Annotated in this window: 13 protein-coding genes; 5 read left to right on the top strand and 8 right to left on the bottom strand. The window is 72.5% G+C overall.

Annotated features, from left to right (window positions below; genetic code table 11):
• Positions 1 to 307: 307 nt before the first annotated feature.
• Complete coding sequence (gcl, locus tag ACZ6EJ_RS14660) at positions 308 to 2,092, bottom strand: glyoxylate carboligase (RefSeq protein ID WP_469267307.1); 1,785 nt, start codon at positions 2,090 to 2,092, stop codon at positions 308 to 310.
• Between the two features lie 386 nt (positions 2,093 to 2,478).
• Here gcl and ACZ6EJ_RS14655 point away from each other — a divergent pair, with 386 nt between their 5' ends.
• Positions 2,479 to 3,060, top strand: coding sequence for a GNAT family N-acetyltransferase (locus tag ACZ6EJ_RS14655; protein ID WP_469267306.1), 582 nt, complete (start codon positions 2,479 to 2,481; stop codon positions 3,058 to 3,060).
• Positions 3,061 to 3,069: 9 nt separating this feature from the next.
• Positions 3,070 to 3,252 (top strand): hypothetical protein, encoded by a 183-nt coding sequence (locus ACZ6EJ_RS14650; protein WP_469267305.1) that lies wholly within the window; start codon positions 3,070 to 3,072, stop codon positions 3,250 to 3,252.
• 37 nt (positions 3,253 to 3,289) lie between these two features.
• Here ACZ6EJ_RS14650 and ACZ6EJ_RS14645 read toward each other — a convergent pair whose 3' ends face one another.
• Together ACZ6EJ_RS14645 and ACZ6EJ_RS14640 are read right to left on the bottom strand one after the other, a co-directional pair.
• Positions 3,290 to 4,915 (bottom strand): AMP-binding protein, encoded by a 1,626-nt coding sequence (locus ACZ6EJ_RS14645; RefSeq protein ID WP_469267303.1) that lies wholly within the window; start codon positions 4,913 to 4,915, stop codon positions 3,290 to 3,292.
• Entirely contained in the window at positions 4,912 to 6,588 is a 1,677-nt protein-coding gene (locus tag ACZ6EJ_RS14640; RefSeq protein ID WP_469267302.1) for an AMP-binding protein, read from the bottom strand. Before ACZ6EJ_RS14640 ends, ACZ6EJ_RS14645 begins: the two co-directional genes overlap by 4 nt.
• 733 nt (positions 6,589 to 7,321) lie before the next feature.
• Here ACZ6EJ_RS14640 and ACZ6EJ_RS14635 point away from each other — a divergent pair.
• Positions 7,322 to 8,404: a lipocalin family protein gene (locus ACZ6EJ_RS14635; RefSeq protein WP_469267300.1), complete on the top strand. Its 1,083-nt coding sequence runs from the start codon at positions 7,322 to 7,324 to the stop codon at positions 8,402 to 8,404.
• Between the two features lie 63 nt (positions 8,405 to 8,467).
• Here ACZ6EJ_RS14635 and ACZ6EJ_RS14630 read toward each other — a convergent pair whose 3' ends face one another.
• Together ACZ6EJ_RS14630 and ACZ6EJ_RS14625 are read right to left on the bottom strand one after the other, a co-directional pair.
• Positions 8,468 to 8,932, bottom strand: a complete 465-nt coding sequence (locus tag ACZ6EJ_RS14630) for a MarR family winged helix-turn-helix transcriptional regulator (protein ID WP_469267299.1) — start codon at positions 8,930 to 8,932, stop codon at positions 8,468 to 8,470.
• Positions 8,933 to 9,027: 95 nt separating this feature from the next.
• Positions 9,028 to 11,112, bottom strand: a complete 2,085-nt coding sequence (locus ACZ6EJ_RS14625) for an AAA family ATPase (RefSeq protein ID WP_469267297.1) — start codon at positions 11,110 to 11,112, stop codon at positions 9,028 to 9,030.
• 321 nt (positions 11,113 to 11,433) lie between these two features.
• Between ACZ6EJ_RS14625 and ACZ6EJ_RS14620 the strand changes: the two genes are divergently transcribed.
• Positions 11,434 to 12,330 carry a hypothetical protein gene (locus ACZ6EJ_RS14620; protein ID WP_469267296.1) on the top strand — a complete coding sequence of 299 codons (897 nt, stop codon included), beginning with the start codon at positions 11,434 to 11,436 and terminating at the stop codon, positions 12,328 to 12,330.
• A gap of 53 nt (positions 12,331 to 12,383) precedes the next feature.
• Complete coding sequence (locus ACZ6EJ_RS14615; protein WP_469267295.1) at positions 12,384 to 12,764, top strand: beta/gamma crystallin domain-containing protein; 381 nt, start codon at positions 12,384 to 12,386, stop codon at positions 12,762 to 12,764.
• Between the two features lie 369 nt (positions 12,765 to 13,133).
• Here ACZ6EJ_RS14615 and ACZ6EJ_RS14610 read toward each other — a convergent pair whose 3' ends face one another.
• From ACZ6EJ_RS14610 to ACZ6EJ_RS14600, 3 genes are all read right to left on the bottom strand, one after another.
• Complete coding sequence (locus ACZ6EJ_RS14610; RefSeq protein ID WP_469267294.1) at positions 13,134 to 14,204, bottom strand: glycerophosphodiester phosphodiesterase family protein; 1,071 nt, start codon at positions 14,202 to 14,204, stop codon at positions 13,134 to 13,136.
• A gap of 153 nt (positions 14,205 to 14,357) precedes the next feature.
• Entirely contained in the window at positions 14,358 to 15,383 is a 1,026-nt protein-coding gene (locus tag ACZ6EJ_RS14605) for a glutathione S-transferase family protein (protein WP_469267293.1), read from the bottom strand.
• Positions 15,380 to 16,879: an MFS transporter gene (locus tag ACZ6EJ_RS14600; protein ID WP_469267291.1), complete on the bottom strand. Its 1,500-nt coding sequence runs from the start codon at positions 16,877 to 16,879 to the stop codon at positions 15,380 to 15,382. The genes ACZ6EJ_RS14605 and ACZ6EJ_RS14600 overlap by 4 nt, the downstream gene beginning before the upstream one ends.
• Between the last annotated feature and the right edge of the window lie 172 nt (positions 16,880 to 17,051).

Below are 17,051 nucleotides of genomic sequence, written 5' to 3'. Positions count from 1 at the left end.
CGCGGTGCGGGCGGGACGGCGGGGCCGCGGCGGCCGGGCGATGCCAGTGCGGTGGTGAAGGCGCCGGGGAACGCCCCCCGACCCGAGGGAGGCGTCCGCCCCGAGGCCGATCGCCGCCGCCGCGGTCCCCGTCACGGACAGGGCGCGGAGTCACGGACACGGTCCCGTGGCTCCGCGCCCTTCCGCGTGCCGGAGGGGCCCGACCGGCGGGTGCCGCAGCGCCCGCCCGCCGCGTACGGCGCAAGGCCCCCGCCCCGGAGAGGGAGGAAGCTCTCCGGGGCGGGGGCCTTCGTGGGCCTCGGCGGCGTCAGGAGGCCGTCAGCGGGCGGATCGCCGTGGGGGCGTGGGAGGGGTCGGTGGCGATGTCCTCGAACTCGGTGACCGACGCGATGTCCGTGCCGCTCATCGCGATGTTCGTGACCCGCTCCAGGATGGCCTCGACGACCACCGGCACCCGGAACTCGGCGGCCAGCCTCTTCGCCTCCTCGAAGGCCGGCAGCAGCCCGTCCGGCTCGGTCACCCGGATCGCCTTGCAGCCCAGGCCCTCCACGACCTTGACGTGGTCGACGCCGTAGCCGCCCACCTCCGGGGAGTTGAGGTTCTCGAACTCCAGGTTGACCTGGAAGTCGATGTCGAAGGCGCGCTGCGCCTGGCGGATGAGGCCCAGGTAGGAGTTGTTCACCAGGACGTGGACGTAGGGGATGCGGTGCTGCGCGCCGACGGCCAGCTCCTCCAGCATGAACTGGAAGTCGTAGTCGCCGGACAGGGCGACGACCGTGCCCTCCGGGTCCGCGGTGGCCACGCCCAGCGCGGCCGGGATGGTCCAGCCCAGCGGGCCCGCCTGACCGCAGTTGATCCAGTGGCGGGGCCGGTAGACGTGCAGCATCTGCGCGCCGGCGATCTGGGAGAGCCCGATCGTGGTGACGTAGCGGGTCTCGGGGCCGAACGCCCGGTTCATCTCCTCGTACACGCGCTGCGGCTTGAGCGGCACGTCGTCGAAGTGGGTCCGGCGCTGGAGGGTCGCCCGGCGTTCCTGGGTCGACGCGGCCCAGGCCGAGCGGTCCTTCAGCCCGCCCGCCGCCTTCACCTCGCGCGCCACCTCGACGAACAGCTCCAGCGCCGCCTTGGCGTCGGACGCGATGCCGAGGTCGGGGGCGAAGATCCGGCCGAGCTGGGTGGGCTCGACGTCGACGTGGACGAAGGTGCGGCCGCGGGTGTAGACGTCCAGCCTGCCGGTGTGGCGGTTGGCCCAGCGGTTGCCGATGCCGAGGACGAAGTCGGATTCCAGGAAGGTGGCGTTGCCGTAGCGGTGCGAGGTCTGCAGGCCCACCATGCCGGCGTTCAGCTCGTGGTCGTCGGGGAGGGCGCCCCAGCCCATCAGGGTCGGGACGACCGGGACGCCGGTCAACTCGGCGAACTCCACGAGGAGTTCGCACGCGTCGGCGTTGATGACGCCGCCGCCCGCGACGAGCACCGGGCGCTCCGAGGCGTTCAGCATCGCGAGCGCCCGCTCGATCTGCCTGCGGGAGGCCGCGGGCCTGTGCACCGGGAGGGGCTCGTACAGCTCGGGGTCGAACTCGATCTCGGTGAGCTGGACGTCGATCGGCAGGTCGATCAGGACCGGGCCGGGGCGGCCGGTGCGCATCAGGTGGAAGGCCTGCTGGAAGACGCCGGGGACCTGCGCCGCCTCCAGGACGGTGGTCGCCGCCTTGGTGACCGGCCTGGCGATCGACGCGATGTCGACGGCCTGGAAGTCCTCCTTGTGCAGGACGGCGGTCGGGGCCTGGCCGGTGACGCACAGGATCGGGATCGAGTCGGCGATGGCGGAGTAGAGGCCGGTGATCATGTCGGTGCCGGCGGGGCCCGACGTGCCGACGCAGACGCCGATGTTGCCCGCCTCGGCCCGCGTGTAGCCCTCCGCCATGTGGGAGGCGCCCTCGACGTGGCGGGCCAGTGTGTGGTGCACCCCGCCCGCGGCCTCGAGGGCCGCGTAGAAGGGGTTGATCGCCGCACCCGGCACACCGAACGCGTTGGTGACGCCTTCGCGCTTGAGGATCTCGACTGCCGCTCGGGCAGCGGTCATACGGGGCATGGAGCGCTCCTGCTCGGAAGGGGTGGAGTCGGGCTCTGTCGCGCCACCTGAGAGCATTACTTCCACACTACGGAAACTGCTTTCTGCTATACGGAAGCAAAGGTAGGACGGGGGAGGACCGCCGTCAAGGCCGTCGGCGGCCGCGGCGGGGGCCTGCGGCTCAGTGCGCCGGACGCATACCCGGCCGGGGCCCTCCCCGGCCGGGTACGCCCGCGTGGGCCTGGACCGCACGGCGCCCCGCGGCCGGCGCACGCTCCGCCGGGCGAGAGCCGGTCGAGCCGGTCGAGCCGGTCGACCCCGGAGCCCGACCGGTCGCTCTCGGACGAGGGAGGGACGATCGGGGCCACCGCGTTCCGGTCCGGCGTCCGGCGCGGCACACTGAGTCCATGCGCATCCGCTCCGCCAGACGCTGCGATCTCCCCCTCCTCCAGGACATCGAGCGCGCCGCAGGGGAACCGTTCCGCACCCTGGGCATGGCCTTCGTGGCCGACGACGATCCGCCCCCGCTCGACCTGCTGGAGGGCTATCGGCAGGCAGGCCGCTGCTGGGTGGCCACCGACCCCCTCTCCGCCACCGGCGACCGGCCGCTCGGCTATGTGATCGCCGACCCCGTCGACGGGGCGCTGCACATCGAGCAGGTCTCGGTCGACCCGGCGGCCGCCCGCCGGGGCATCGGCCGCGCGCTGATCGACCACCTGGCCGTCCCGGCGGCCGCGCGGGGGTTGGCGGCGCTCACCCTGACCACCTTCAACGACGTCCCGTGGAACGCCCCTTACTACGCCCGCATCGGCTTCCGGGTCCTGCGCGAGGACGAACTCGGCGACGGGCTGCGGGCGATCCGCACCGAGGAGGCCCAACACGGCCTGGACCGCTGGCCCCGCGTCTGTATGCGGCGCGACCTGGTGGCCGTTCCGCCGCCGACCGCCGCCGACGCCTCACCGGCCGTGGCTGTCGGTGGCGGCGCGTAGGCTGTGGGCATGGCTTTACTCCCCGACCGCCCCGCACCCGCCGCCGAACAGGCCAACGAGGCCATCCGCGCGCTCGTCGACGCCTCCGGGCAGGACTGGTCGGAGGCGGAGGCGGCGACCTACGAGGTGCTGCTCATCGAGTGGGCGGCCGCGACGCGGGGCGGCGGCCCCGACGTGATCGAAGCCGCCTGACCGCGCCCCGGCCCGGCCGCCCGACCGGCGGCCGGGCTCAGTCCGCGTACGCCTCGCGCAGCTCGATCTTGCGGACCTTGCCGCTCACCGTCATCGGGAAGGACGCGAGGACGCGCAGCCTCCGCGGGATCTTGTAGTGCGCGAGCCGTCCCCGGCAGTACGCGTCGATCTCCTCCAGGGTCGGCGGGTCGGCGGGGTCGCGGGGGATGACGCAGGCCAGGATCTCCTCGCCGTAGCGCTCGTCGGGGACGCCGACCACCTGGACGTCCGCGATCTTGGGATGGCCGTACAGGAACTCCTCGATCTCCCGCGGATACACGTTCTCGCCGCCGCGGATGATCATGTCCTTGATCCGGCCGACGACCTGGACGTAGCCGTCCTCCCGCATCACCGCGAGGTCCCCCGTGCGCATCCAGCGGCCCGCGTCGATCACCTCGGCGGTGCGCTCGGGCTCGTCCCAGTAGCCGAGCATCACGCTGTAGCCGCGGGTGCGCAGCTCGCCGGCGCTGCCGCGCGGCAGCGTGACGCCGGTGGCCGGGTCGACGATCTTGACCTCGATGTGCGGCAGCACCCGGCCGACCGTGCCGGTGCGGCGCTCCAGGTCGTCGTCGCGGCGGGTCTGGGTGGAGACGGGGGACGTCTCGGTCATCCCGTAGCAGATGGCCACCTCCCGCATGTGCATCCGCCCGACGACCCGCTTCATCACCTCGACCGGGCAGGGGGAGCCCGCCATGATCCCGGTGCGCAGCGAGGAGAGGTCGTACGAGGCGAAGTCGGGCAGGTCCAGCTCGGCGATGAACATGGTGGGCACGCCGTACAACGAGGTGCACCGCTCCCGCTCCACGGCGGCGAGCACGGCCGCGGGTTCGAAGGACGGCCCCGGAATCACGACGCACGCGCCGTGCGAGGTGGCGGCCAGATTGCCCATGACCATGCCGAAGCAGTGGTAGAAGGGGACCGGCAGGCAGATCCGGTCGGCCTCGGTGTAGGCGACCAACTCACCAACGAAGTAACCGTTGTTGAGGATGTTGTGGTGGGAGAGGGTGGCCCCCTTGGGGAAGCCGGTGGTGCCCGAGGTGTACTGGATGTTGATCGGGTCGTCGCAGGACAGCTCGGCCTCGCGGGCGGCCAGCCGCTCCGGGGCGACGGCGTCGGCGGCGGCCGTCAGCTCCCGCCAGGACGGGTCGCCGATGTAGTGGACGGCGCGCAGGGCCGGGCAGTCGGCGCGGACCTCGTCGACCAGGGCGCGGTAGTCGCTGGTGCGGTGGGCGAGGGAGGCGACCAGCAGGCCGATGCCGGCCTGGTTGAGGACGAACGCCACCTCATGTGCGCGGTAGGCCGGGTTGATGGTGACCATGATCGCGCCGACGCGGGCCGTGGCGTACTGCAGGAGCACCCACTCGGGGCAGTTGACCGCCCAGATGCCGACGCGGTCGCCCCGGCCCACCCCCGACGCCATCAGGGCGCGCGCCAGCTCGTCCACGTCGGCGCCGAGTTCCCGGTACGTCCAGCGGCGGCCGGAGGCCACGTCGACGAGCGCCTCGCGGTCGCCGTGGGCGGCGACCGTCCGGTCCAGGTTGCGGCCGATGGTCTCGCCGAGCAGCGGGGTGTCGCCGGTGCCGTGCGCGTAGGAGTCGCGGGGCGCGGCGGTCGGGGCGCTCACGCCAGGTCCCCCTCGTCGTACTCGGCGTCGGAGCCCAGGGCGGTGCGCTCCCGCAGTTCGATGCGGCGGATCTTCCCCGAGACGGTCTTGGGCAGTTCGGCGAACTCCAGTCTGCGGACGCGCTTGTACGGCGCGAGGACCGCGCGGGAGTGCGCGAAGATCGCCCGCGCGGTCTCGGGTCCCGGCTCCCAGCCCTCGGCCAGCACCACGTACGCCTTCGGCACGGCGAGGCGGAGCGGGTCGGGGGCGGGCACGACGGCGGCCTCGGCGACCGCCTCGTGCTCCAGCAGGGCGCTCTCCAGCTCGAACGGCGAGATCTTGTAGTCGGAGGCCTTGAACACGTCGTCGGCGCGGCCCACGTAGGTGATGCGGCCGTCCTCGTCGCGCACCCCGATGTCCCCGGTGCGGTAGTAGCCGCCCGCCATCGCCTCGGCGGTGCGGTCGGGGTCGCCGTGGTAGCCGGTCATCAGGCCGACGGGGCGGTCGGCCAGGTCGAGGGAGATCTCGCCCTCGACCGCGCCGGGCCGCCCGGTGACGGGGTCGAGCAGTTCGACGGTGAAACCGGGGCTCGGGCGGCCCATCGAGCCCGCCTTGAGGGGCTGTCCGGGGGTGTTGGCGACCTGGACGGCGGTCTCCGTCTGGCCGAACCCGTCCCGTACGGTGACGCCCCACGCGCGCCGCACCGCCTCGATGACCTCGGGGTTCAGCGGCTCCCCGGCCGCGACGGCCTCGCGCGGCGGCGTGGCCAGCCGGGTGAGGTCGGCCTGGATGAGCATCCGCCAGACGGTGGGCGGCGCGCAGAAGCTGGTGACGCCGCAGCGGTCCATCTCCGCCATCAGCCGGGCGGCGTCGAACCGGGTGTAGTCGAGGATGAAGACCGTGGCCTCGGCGGTCCACGGGGCGAAGAGGTTCGACCAGGCGTGCTTGGCCCAGCCGGGCGAGGAGATGTTCAGGTGGACGTCGCCCGGTCGGAGCCCGATCCAGTACATCGTCGCCAAGTGGCCCACGGGGTAGGAGACATGGGTGTGCTCGACCAGCTTGGGGCGGGCGGTGGTGCCGGAGGTGAAGTAGAGCATCAGCGGCTCGTCGGCGTCCGTCTCCCGGTCGGGCGTGAAGCCGGCGGGGGCCAGGGCCGCGTCGGCGTACGGGAGCCAGCCCGCGACCGCCCCGCCCACCGCGATCCGGGTGTACGAGCCGGGGACCCCGGCGAACTTGGGGGCGTCGGCGTCCCGCACGAGCACATGGCGCACCCGGCCGCGCTCCACCCGGTCGCGCAGGTCGGCGGGGCCGAGCAGCGGGGTGGCGGGGATGACGACGGCCCGCAGCTTCATGGCGGCGAGCGCGGTCTCCCACAGCTCGACCTGGTTGCCGAGCATGACCAGGACGCGGTCGCCCGCCCGCACCCCCTGCGCCGTCAGCCAGTTGGCGACGCGGTCGGAGCGTTCGGACATCGCCGCGAAGGACACCTTCGTGCTCCGGCCGTCCTCCCCCACGATGTGCAGGGCGGTGCGGTCGTTGTCCTCGGCGATGACGTCGAACCAGTCCAGCGCCCAGTTGAAGCGGTCGGGCCGGGGCCAGCGGAAGCCGGCGTACGCCTTCTCGTAGTCCTCGCGGTGCTCCAGCAGGAAGTCCCGGGCGGCCCGGAACGTCTCCGTCGGGCTCGTTGACGGCATGTGCCCTCCTCGTTGCGGACCGGAGCGGTCGGTTGCCATCATGGAGACACTGACCCAGGTCTCGCCACCCCCGGACGGGCGTGGTCCCGGCCGGACGGAGAGGAGGCCCCGCCGCCTCTCCGGACCGAAGCGCCCGGCCGGCCCGCGGTGACCGACCCGCTGCGGACGAGCCCGCCGCCCCGGATGGGCCGTCCCCCTCGGCGGGGCGCACGACCTCGCCCGGACGCGGGCCTCGTCCTCCGCCGCCGGCGACAGGCCGCACCGCGGCTCCCCGGAGCGTACGGCTGCGTGAGGCCGACTGCGGACGGCGCTGCACCGGGCACACGTACCTGCCGGTCATGGTGTGTCGGCGCGGACGCTCGCGCATCACCCGCGCATGGACAGCTCACGCAGCTCTCACGGGGGATGCGCGCGAACGCGCGGGGCGCCCCACCGTCCCTCCCGCGCATTCGAGAGCCGCCGCATCGCCGCGGCTCTGCTGGTTTCCACGCCGGCAGGAGGCGCACCGGCCGGGTGCGCTGCCGACAGCGAGGGCCCGCGACCGGCCGACATCGCGCGGGTGAGGGCCCGCCCGCAGCCGAGGAGCGAACCCGCGCACGCACAGGAACGCCCGACCGCTTGACATTGTTTGTATTCCCAACCAATCTTGTTCGCAAGACCAACCAATGTTCCTGCCGGTCGGTCCCCGTCGGCGAGCGACGGCCCCGCCCGGCCCCACCCAAGGAGGAGTCCCATGCTCTCCGTACGGAACAAGCACCGAGCCGCGGCCGTGATCACCGCGGGTGCGGCTCTGGCGCTGGGCACGCTCGGCGACCCTTCCGCCCAAGCCACCGCCCCGCCTTCCGCCCGCACCGCCCCCACCGCCACGTCGGGGATACCCGCGGTGGTCGATCCCGCGGCCGACCTGGGCCGGCACGCCGCGGGGCCGGAGCCGACCTGGTTCGACTCCGTCTACATCACCGGCTCGGTGAAGGCGAACGGTCAGGAGTTCGGCCTCCAGGTCCACACGCGCGCCATCCCGAACAGGGCGGAGGCCGCGTACCGCTGGACGTTCTCGGTGATCAACAAGACCACGGGGTGGTACAAGGACTACGCCGCGATGGTCGAACCCGGGGACTACCGGTGGAGTGAGGGCGAGCTCGACGTCAAGGCGCCGGGGCTGAGCTGGACAGGTGACTCCGCCCGTCAGTCGGTGCAGGTCGAAACGCCGTGGGGGGCTCTCGACGTCCGGTTGACGTCCACCGGCCCGGCCATGAACTACGCGTCGACGGGTGTCTTCAACCTGGCCGACGGCGTGCCGAACCACCAGTTCGCGCTTCCGGAGATGCGCACGTCCGGGACGCTCACGGTCGACGGGAGGGAGCACCGGGTCGAGGGCACGTCCTGGCTGGACAGGCAGTGGGGCGAGATGCCGGTGTCCCTGGCCCGATGGACGTGGATGAACCTCAACATGCCCAACGGCGACAAGGTCGCCATCTGGGACACCGTCGGCAGCGAGACCAGGGCCAGTTGGGCGACGGTCCTCCACCCGGACGGCTCCTACGAGGTGGTCGATGTCGAACCGCTCGCGCAGGGCGCTTCCCGGCAGTGGAACAGTCCGGCCACGGGCCAGAGGTACCCCACCCGTTGGCGCGTCAGCATTCCCTCGCTGAGCTCCGAACTCGACGTGCGGGTCACCGGCGACCCGGACCAAGAGATCGAGACCCCCGACGGGAGCGGCTACCTCGAGGCCGCGGCGACGTTCGCCGGTACCTACGAGGGCAAGAAGGTCCGCGGTGAGAACTACATCGAGATGACCGGCGAGTGGAACTCCTGAACACCGGGCGGACCGCTCCGGCCTGACGCCGCCTGCGCCACGCCCGCACCCGTCGGTGCGGACTCACTCCGGGAGGACACCGGTGCCGGGGTGAGTCCGCCGTCCACGACGGCCCCAGTCCTCGGAGTGCAGCGCGGTGTGCAGCATTCGGACCAGTTGATCGCGGTCCCGGGGGGCGAGCCGTTCCACCGCGGGAGCCAGTGCGTGGTGGACCTCGCCGTACACCTGCTCCGCCAGCTCCAGGCCGGCGGGCGTGAGGAACACATCGACGACCCGGCGGTCCTGCGGGTTCTTGTCCCTGGCCACCAGTCCACGGCGTTCGGCACGGTCGACGAGGCCGGACAGCGTCGACTTGTCGAGGCCCAGGAACCCCGCCAGCTCGGTCATGCGCGGGCGGCGGTCGCGGAGAATGCCCAGAACCCGGAGCTGGGTGAGCGAGAGGTCGTGCTCGGCTCCGATGCGGGTGAGCACGCCCACCACCTGAAAGGTGCTGCGGACGAGGGCATCCACGAGGGCGTCGGACGTCATGGGGCTACATTACGTGCCGTACCCGCGGCACGAACCCCTGGCCGGGACGGGGGTCCCGCGCGCGCTCGGGCGGCGGATCCGACCCGCCGCACCGGTCAGGCGTGGGCGGGATCGTTCAGTTCACGCGTCCAGAGGCGCTCGCTCACCTCGGCGAGCGCCTTCTGGAGCCGCCGGCGGTAGGTTCCGTAGGGCATTCCCAATCGGGCTGCCGCCGCCTCCTGGCTGCGCCGGGCGTCGAGATAGGTCACCCGCAGGATCCGATGGGACCGTTGCGCGTCCGATCCGGCGTCCAGGGATTCCGCGGCGGACACGAGCACTCCCCGGATGCGTGCGGCGGCGTCCGCGCCGGGGGCGTGCGCCATGATCCGGGTACGGGCCAGGGCGTTCGCGGACAGCACGTCGGCCTGGTGCAGGTTCCTGAACGCGTCGCGTACCGCCGTGTCGAACTCCTCCCGGGGAAGCACCACCAGTTCCTCGGCGGACGGGGCGGAGTGCTGGCCGGGACGCGGATCGAAGCCGCCCGGTTCGAGCCGCCGCCCGCTGGGGCGGAGCCACTGTTCGGGGGAGACGGCCCGCCAGTCGTGCGCGAACAGGGTGTGGGGCCGGCCGTCGACGGAGGGCGCCGGGTCGATGGCCGGTTGGTCGACGTAGGAGAAGAACGGCCGCCACTCCTCGCCGTCGGGGAGGGCGATGTACGACCAGCCCAGGCGCCTGGCATGGAGGAACTCCCCGAACACCCGGTGCAGCATGATGTCCATGGCCGGGGACGGGCCGCGGTCGCCGCCCTGGCGGACGAGGAAGCGGACCACCGCCAGGTGCTCGCCCTCCCGCAGCGGCAGAGTGGTACGGCAGTGCTCCCAGCACGCGGCCACGACCGGGTCGGCGCTCAGCTCCCGTGGGTCCGGTTCGTCGAGTTCGAGCCAGACGCTGAACGCGGCCGGGCGATCCGTGCTGGAACTCCGCAGCACGCGAAAGGCCTCGGGTCGCTCGGCCAGCCAGAACCCCACGATCGCCGCCGACCCCTCGCCCTCCGCGCCACGGGTCAGCTCCACGAGCAGCGCGTGGTCCTCCGCGCGCAGGGAGTCCTCGTACACGTCGCCGGTGGCCCGCCAGGTCAGGAAACGGGAGACGAAGCCGTTGGACCGGTGCAGATGGGTGAAGGCGGACACGGCCGGCACGAGGTCGTCGCCCCCCGCGGTGCGAGCCCGGGCGATCACATGAGTACGCACCCTGCTGTGCAGTTCGGCGTAGCCGCCGGGGTCCCTCCACCGCAGATCGGTGTCGAGGATCTCCCGCACCACGTCGTGCGGGAAGACACCGGCCGAACAGAACTCGATGTATGGCAGGTGACGGAGCCAGTCGAACAACTGTCCGGCGTCCGCGTCGGGTAACGCGTGGGCAAGCAGCTCCTCGGTGGTGGTGAGGGCGTGGGCGCACACCTCCAGCGCCTGGCGGTGCTCCGGCGAGGGCACCTCGTCGACGAGGTGCCGAATCAGCGCGGCGATCACATCCCGGTCCGGCTGCCACGTCATGGTGCGGTGGCCCGTGTCCCGCTTGGCGACTTCCGCGGAGAGTCTCAGGGCCACCGGGTTGCCTCCGGCGAACGAGAGGACCGGAGCGTGCAGTTCCACCGGCACGCCCTCCGAACGCAAGAGTTCGACCGCGTCGCTCGCAGGCAGCTCGTCGAGCCGGACGACCCGCAGGGAGTCCCGCCACCCCGGGTCGGTACGCCAGCGCACTCCGGGAGGCCGGCGGCCGGCGACCACGACCAGAACACCCAGCGGAAGCTGCGGCAGGAACTTCTGGTGGAACCACTCCTCCAGCCCCTGGCAGCGCTCGAAGTCGTCCACGAGGAGGACCGCGTGCCGCAGCGTCAACGCCTCCATGGCCGCGTCCTCCAGAGCTCTGGGTGACGGGGTCATGGTGCGCCCTTTGACGTGCACCACAGGTCGTCCGGCCTCGGTCGCCTCGTCCCTGAAACGCCCCAGCAGGGTCGACTTGCCGATGCCGCCCTGGCCGTGCAGGAAGAGCACCGGCACGAAGTCGGGGTCGTCCACGGCCGCGTTCAGTGCGTTGCTGAACAACGCCACCTCCTCCTCCCGCCCGACGAAGCTGTGCGAGCGGGCGGCACGCAGGCGGTCGGCCAGGCGTACGGGGGAAACGGAAGCATCAACCAGCATGGGGCCTGTCCGCCCTTTCACGGCCCCGGTGGCACTCACCAGGAGCCTCTCCGGCCTCGGTAGTCCTTCGCTTCCACAGAGTACCCACGCGGCAACTCGCCCCGGAGCGCGAGCGGGTGAGCAGTTCGTGAGCAGGTCCTGATCTGGTGGTGAGCAGTACGGGCGCGTGAGGCTTGGCACCGACACACCGACACACCGCGAGCTGGGAGGGACATGTCCGCCGAGCACACACCACCATCACGTTCCGACGCGCACCGGAAGGGCGGCGCGGCCGGTGGGAGTGGCCAGGACTCGCACCGACGCACCTCCGTGCCGTCTGCCGTGACCACGGCATGTGCCATCGTGACGGGCGTCGTCCTGGTCGCCACCGGCTGCTCCGCGGGCGGCTCCGGCCGTGCGCCGGACACGGCGACGACCCCGCCTGCCATCGCCTCCGCGCCCTCGCCGCCCGCCACCGGGTACGACGGACTCATGGGCCTTCCGCTGTCCGCCTACGGCACCTCCGAGCAGGAGGACCACCTGCTGTACCGGACGAACGAGGCACTGATCGCCCGCTGCATGACGGGCCTGGGGTACGGGGGCTACCCGAACGCGCGGACGCCCCGGAGCACCACGAGGACGAAGGCGGACAGAGAGGCCGTCCGGCCGGCCGGCGCCTGGGGCTACATCGGCAGCGCGACCGCCGAGCGCCTGGGGTTCCATGTCGCGGTGCCCGTTCCGGCGGCCAAGGGCCCGACCGGCCGGGAGCTCAAGGACTACAACGCCTGCTGGAAGAAGGCGGACAAGGAGATCCCGTCCCTTGCCGGCACCCGCGGCTGGAAGCTCGCCCAGGACCTGTTCGGCCAGTCCTTCCGGCAGACGGCCGCGGACAGCCGGGTCGAGGCGGCGCGTGAACGCTGGGCCGCCTGCATGGGCGAGGCCGGACACCCGGCCGACGATCCCGAGAAGCTGGCCGACGGCTTCCTGAACGCCGAGAAGGCGACGCCCAGGGAGATCGCCGTGGCCACGGCCGCCGAGTCCTGCACGCGGTCGTCGCGTCTGGCCGGCATCTACTTCGCCGTCCTGACCGGCTACCAGCGGCGACTCGTATCCGCCCACACCGACGTCCTGACCCGCTACCAGCGGCAGGTCCGGGAGCGGGTCGACCGAGCCGAAGCCCTCCTGTCCGCACCTCCCGCGGCCACGCACCCCTCGACTCCGGGTGCTGGTGCGGCCTGACCGCACCAGCACCCGGCGCACCGACACACCCACCATCATGAGGAGAAGACTCCATGAACCGATCCATCAAGCGGGTGGCACTGTCCGCCCTGACCGCCACCGTGGCGGCGGTCTCACTCTCCGCCGTCTCCATACCGCAGGCGTCCGCGATCAGCCGCGTCGACTGCGGTACGAGGGAGGACTTCGCGAAGGTCTACGGGCACGCCGGGAACAGTGCCGACTACGACTACTGCTGGGCCGGTGCCGGCACGGACCAGTGGTCGTGGCTGAACAGCCCGGTCGACTGGATGAAGTGGCTGAAGACCGGCAACAACGTCGTGCAGTGGCACGGTGACGGGAGGTGGCAGCCCAACACCGCGGTCGGGAAGTGGACCACCTACAGCTTCCCGAACCACCCGGGCGGGGTGCGCATCGACGGAATCAGCATCGCCTAGCACCTTCTGACCCTCACTGGCCGGTTGCGCCTGCCGGCGGCTGACGTGCGGGGCCTTCGGGTAGTCGTCTCCAGACAGTGGCGCTTCAGCCACTCGCCCGAAGGCCCCCACCAGTCGCCCGTCACGAGCCGTTTCGGCTCGGCACGGCGATCGGGCCGACGCTGACCGAGCGCGGCGTGGCCGCCCCGGCCGGCGGCGGCAGCGTCCTCGCCTGATCCGACGCCGTCCCCGCGCGACCGCGGCCTTCCCGGGCCTTGCCCCCTCGTCACCCCCTCGTCCCGGAACGACTTCTCGAAGCGCCGGTATTCGCGCCTCAGGCCCGCCTTCCCGTCCGCCGTCACCGCGCGCCGAGACCTCCGGACCTCGTCCTCAGCGGGGGTCGTACGCCTTCGGCAGACGCATACCGCGGTCGGTCATGATCTGGCGGACACGGTTCGGGTAGTCGGAGATGATGCCGTCGACGCCCATGTCCATGAGCGCTGCGATGGTGGCCGGGTCGTTGCAGGTCCACGGGATGACCCTCAAGCCCCGCGCGTGAGCCTTGGCGATCATGGCCTTGTCGGGGTGGAAGCGGAAACCGGGGTCGCCGATCTTCCCGTTCTGCGGGAAGCCGTAGTTGGGCGACAGCGCCTTGACGCCCTCGATGGAAGCAGCCGCCTCCACGAAGTCGCCGCCGAAGTCGTCGACGTCGAGGCCGCCGAGCCACGGGGAGGCGCCGGGCCGGCCCACCTGGAGGAAGTCATAGTTGGTCAGGGCCACCAGCGGCCAGCGGGGAGCGAGCCGGTGCATCGCCCGCAGTGAGCCCCAGTCGAAGGACTGGATCGTCACCTGCTCCGCGAGCCCGGAGCGCTTGATCTCCTCGAACACCCGCCGGACGAACAGTTCGCGCGGTGCGGTCTCCTCCGGCGCACCGGCCTCTACCTTGGTCTCCACGTTGAGGGTGACCCGGTGAGCCCTGTAGCGCTTGACGAGGTGCAGGACGTCCTGGAGTTCGACCATCCGGAACCCCTTGACGACCTCCTGCTCCGGGTGTCCGGGAAGTCGCTGGAATCCGCAGTCCAAGGTCTTGACCTGCCGCAGCGTGAGGTCCTTGACGAGCTTGCCGGCATAGGGGTACAGGGGGTCGCCCGGCGTGATCGGGGCGGTGTCTCGGCACTTCTGGGCGCTCACCTTGCGGTCGTGGGTGACGACGACCTTGGAGTCCCTGGTGATCTGGGTATCCAGTTCCAGGGTGCTGACACCGAGGCGCAGCGCCTTGCCGAAGCCCTCCAGGGAACCCTCCGTCGTCAGGCCGAGGCCACCCCGGTGCGCCTGGAGGTCGAAGCGCTTCCTCTGGTGCGACGGCTTCTCGGAACCGCCGGACGCCGCCGCGTGGGCGGTGACCGGAGCGGCGAGCAGCGGCACCAGCGCCAGGCTCAGCAGAACACGACGCAGGGACATCAGAAGTCTCTCTTCAGTCGTTCCGTACTTCCACCCGAAAATCTAAGCGCGGGAACGCGTACGCCATAGACGTCCGACGCTGACGTGCACGTGAACAGTGCACGTTTCCCGTTGATCAGGTGGCCCGTTCGCGTGCGACGACGGGGAGCCGGGTCAGGAGGCGACCCGCTCGTCCGGTGGCACGGGGCCCGGAGGCGTGCCGTCGCCGAACGGGCGGCCGCCGAGCCGTTCGCGGTGGTGGGCGGTGGTCCAGCCGGAGAGGTCGGGGCCGGCGGGGACGATGCCGGTCGGGTTGATGCCGGTGTGCACCTGGTAGTAGTGCCGCTTGATGTGGTCGAAGTCGACCGTGTCGCCGAAGCCGGGCGTCTGGTAGAGGTCGCGGGCGTACGCCCACAGGACGGGGTCCTCGGTCAGCTTGGAGCGGTTGCACTTGAAGTGGCCGTGGTAGACGGCGTCGAAGCGCACCAGGGTGGTGAACAGCCGGATGTCGGCCTCGGTGATGGTCTCCCCGACCAGGTAGCGGCGGTCCGCCAGGCGGGCGGAGAGCAGGTCGAGCCGGCGGAACAGGGCCGCGTACGCCGCGTCGTACTCCTCCTGGGAGGCGGCGAACCCGGCCCGGTAGACGCCGTTGTTGACGTCCCGGAAGACGCCGTCCATGACCTCGTCGATCTCCTCGCGGAGCGGCTCGGGGTAGAGGTCGGGGGCGCCGGGCCGGTGCAGGGCGGTCCACTCGGTGGCCAGGTCGAGGGTGATCCGCTGGTAGTCGTTGGTGACCAGCCGGCCGCTCGGTACGTCCACGACGGCGGGGACGCTGACGCCGCCGGGGTAGTGGCTCTCGCGGGCGTCGTAGGCCTCGTGGAGGTAGCGGATGCCGAGGACGGGGTCCCTGCCGTCCGGGTCCAGGGTGAAGCGCCAGCTCCGGTCGTCCTGGATCGGGTCGGCGACGGCGAGCGGGAGGGCGTCCTCCAGGCCGAGGAGGCGCCGGGAGACCAGGGCCCGGCTCGCCCACGGGCACGCCCGGCTCACCACCAGCCGGTAGCGGCCCGCCTCGACGGGCCATCCGTCGCGGCCGTCCGCGGTGACGCGGTCGGTGAAGTGGCCGCCGGACCGCTTGAACGGCTTGCGGCCGTAGGAGGCGTTGCCGTCGGTCCCGGCGCTGTCCGCCGCCGTCTCGTTCATGCCGCGCTCCTCGTCGGGTCGGTGGGTCCGCGCTCTGCACGCCGCCTGCCGCGCCGGTCGGCTCCGACGTCGGCCAGTGCCGCGATCAGCCCGGCCAGCACGAAGGCGACCGAGACGATGAGCCCGTGGTCGTACGCGTCGGCCCAGCCGTCCGGGCCGACCTGGGCGAAGAACACCGCGCCGACGGCGGCGATCCCGATCGCGGAACCGACCCGCTGCCCGGTCTGCAACGTCCCCCCGGCGCTCCCGGCCCGCGCCACCGGGACCTCCGCCAGGGTCAGGGTCTGGTTCGGGGCGATGACCAGGCCGCTGCCGAGGCCGGCCAGGAGCAGCGGGATGGCCATGGCCCAGCCGGCCCCTCGGCCGGGGACCAGGTGGACGGCGAGGGCGGTGGCCGCGAGTCCGAGCGCGACCGCGGCCAGGCCCGCAGCGACCAGCGGGCGTCCGAACCGTCCGACGAGCCGGCCGCCGACGGCCGCGGCGACGCCGGACCCCAGGGCGAAGGGGGTGATGGCGAGGCCGGCCTGCAGCGCGGAGTAGCCCAGGCCGGACTGGAGGTAGAGGGTCGTCACGAAGAAGATCGAGGTGAACCCGGCGAAGTAGAGCAGGATCAGCAGGCACCCCAGCCAGTAGGAGCGCAGGCGGAACAGCGACAGGTCCAGGACCGGCTGGGTGCCGCCGGCCGCGCACCGCGCCTCCCAGCCGACGAACGCGGCGAGCAGCGCGGCGGCCAGGGGCAGCAGGAGCCACTTGCCGTTGCCGGGCCACTGCTGCGCCTGGACGAAGGGCAGCAGCAGGGCCAGCACGCCCGTGCCCAGGAGCACGACGCCGACCGGGTCGAGGTCGCGCGGCCGGACCCGTCCCGCCGAGGGGGTGTCCGGCAGCAGCCGGCGGGCCAGCAGGAGGCAGACCGCGCCGAGCGGGAGGTTGACGTAGAACACCCAGCGCCAGCCGTGGTCCGGCCCGGCGGCCTGGATGAGGACCCCGCCGAGCAGCGGCCCCACCGCGGTGGAGATGCCGACGACGGTGCCGAACATGCCGAAGGCGCGGCCGCGCTCGCGGCCGGAGAACATCTGCTGGATCAGGGCGGAGATCTGCGGGGAGATCAGGCCGCCCGCCACGCCCTGGGCCAGTCGGGCGACCACCAGCCACAGGCTGGTCTGGGCGGCCCCGCAGGCGGCCGAGGCCAGGGTGAACAGGGCGAGGCCGACCATGAAGACCGCCCGGCGGCCGCGCGCGTCGCCGAGCCGTCCGGCGGGGATGAGGAAGAGGCCGAAGGCGAGGGCGTAGCCGGAGAGCACCCACTGGAGGTCGGACTCGGAGGCGTCCAGGCCGTCCCGGACGGAGGGCAGGGCCACATTGACGATGGAGACGTCCAACAGGGTCATGAAGCCCGCCACCAGGCAGACGCCGAGCGCCCGCCAGCGACGGGGGTCGGGGCCGCCGGGGGCCTCGTCGCGCCCGGCCGGCCCGAGGTGCGCCGCGCTCCGTGCCATGGTTGGCACCCTAAGCCGCCTCGGGTGATTCCGCGTCCGGGACGCGGCCGGTGCGGCGGCCCGGACGCGGGCGCCCGGTCCCGGGGGGGGGGGGGGGGGGGGGGGGGGGGGGGGGGTGGAGCGGGGGGGGGGGGGGGGGTTTGCGCTGTGGAAGATAGGAAGAGCACACATC

This window comes from Streptomyces sp. NPDC041970, assembly GCF_055588985.1.
Note: the sequence above shows the minus strand (reverse complement) of the source record. Positions and strands in the feature narration are given on the sequence as shown.

What these genes read in the sequence shown, in the direction of transcription:
- ACZ6EJ_RS14630 (WP_469267299.1), bottom strand. Translation starts at nt 8,932, where the DNA reads ATGACGTCCGACGCCCTCGTGGATGCCCTCGTCCGCAGCACCTTTCAG.
- ACZ6EJ_RS14610 (WP_469267294.1), bottom strand. Translation starts at nt 14,204, where the DNA reads ATGTCCCTGCGTCGTGTTCTGCTGAGCCTGGCGCTGGTGCCGCTGCTC.
- ACZ6EJ_RS14635 (WP_469267300.1), top strand. Translation starts at nt 7,322, where the DNA reads ATGCTCTCCGTACGGAACAAGCACCGAGCCGCGGCCGTGATCACCGCG.
- ACZ6EJ_RS14640 (WP_469267302.1), bottom strand. Translation starts at nt 6,588, where the DNA reads ATGCCGTCAACGAGCCCGACGGAGACGTTCCGGGCCGCCCGGGACTTC.
- ACZ6EJ_RS14625 (WP_469267297.1), bottom strand. Translation starts at nt 11,112, where the DNA reads ATGCTGGTTGATGCTTCCGTTTCCCCCGTACGCCTGGCCGACCGCCTG.
- ACZ6EJ_RS14600 (WP_469267291.1), bottom strand. Translation starts at nt 16,879, where the DNA reads ATGGCACGGAGCGCGGCGCACCTCGGGCCGGCCGGGCGCGACGAGGCC.
- ACZ6EJ_RS14605 (WP_469267293.1), bottom strand. Translation starts at nt 15,383, where the DNA reads ATGAACGAGACGGCGGCGGACAGCGCCGGGACCGACGGCAACGCCTCC.
- ACZ6EJ_RS14615 (WP_469267295.1), top strand. Translation starts at nt 12,384, where the DNA reads ATGAACCGATCCATCAAGCGGGTGGCACTGTCCGCCCTGACCGCCACC.
- ACZ6EJ_RS14650 (WP_469267305.1), top strand. Translation starts at nt 3,070, where the DNA reads ATGGCTTTACTCCCCGACCGCCCCGCACCCGCCGCCGAACAGGCCAAC.
- gcl (WP_469267307.1), bottom strand. Translation starts at nt 2,092, where the DNA reads ATGCCCCGTATGACCGCTGCCCGAGCGGCAGTCGAGATCCTCAAGCGC.
- ACZ6EJ_RS14655 (WP_469267306.1), top strand. Translation starts at nt 2,479, where the DNA reads ATGCGCATCCGCTCCGCCAGACGCTGCGATCTCCCCCTCCTCCAGGAC.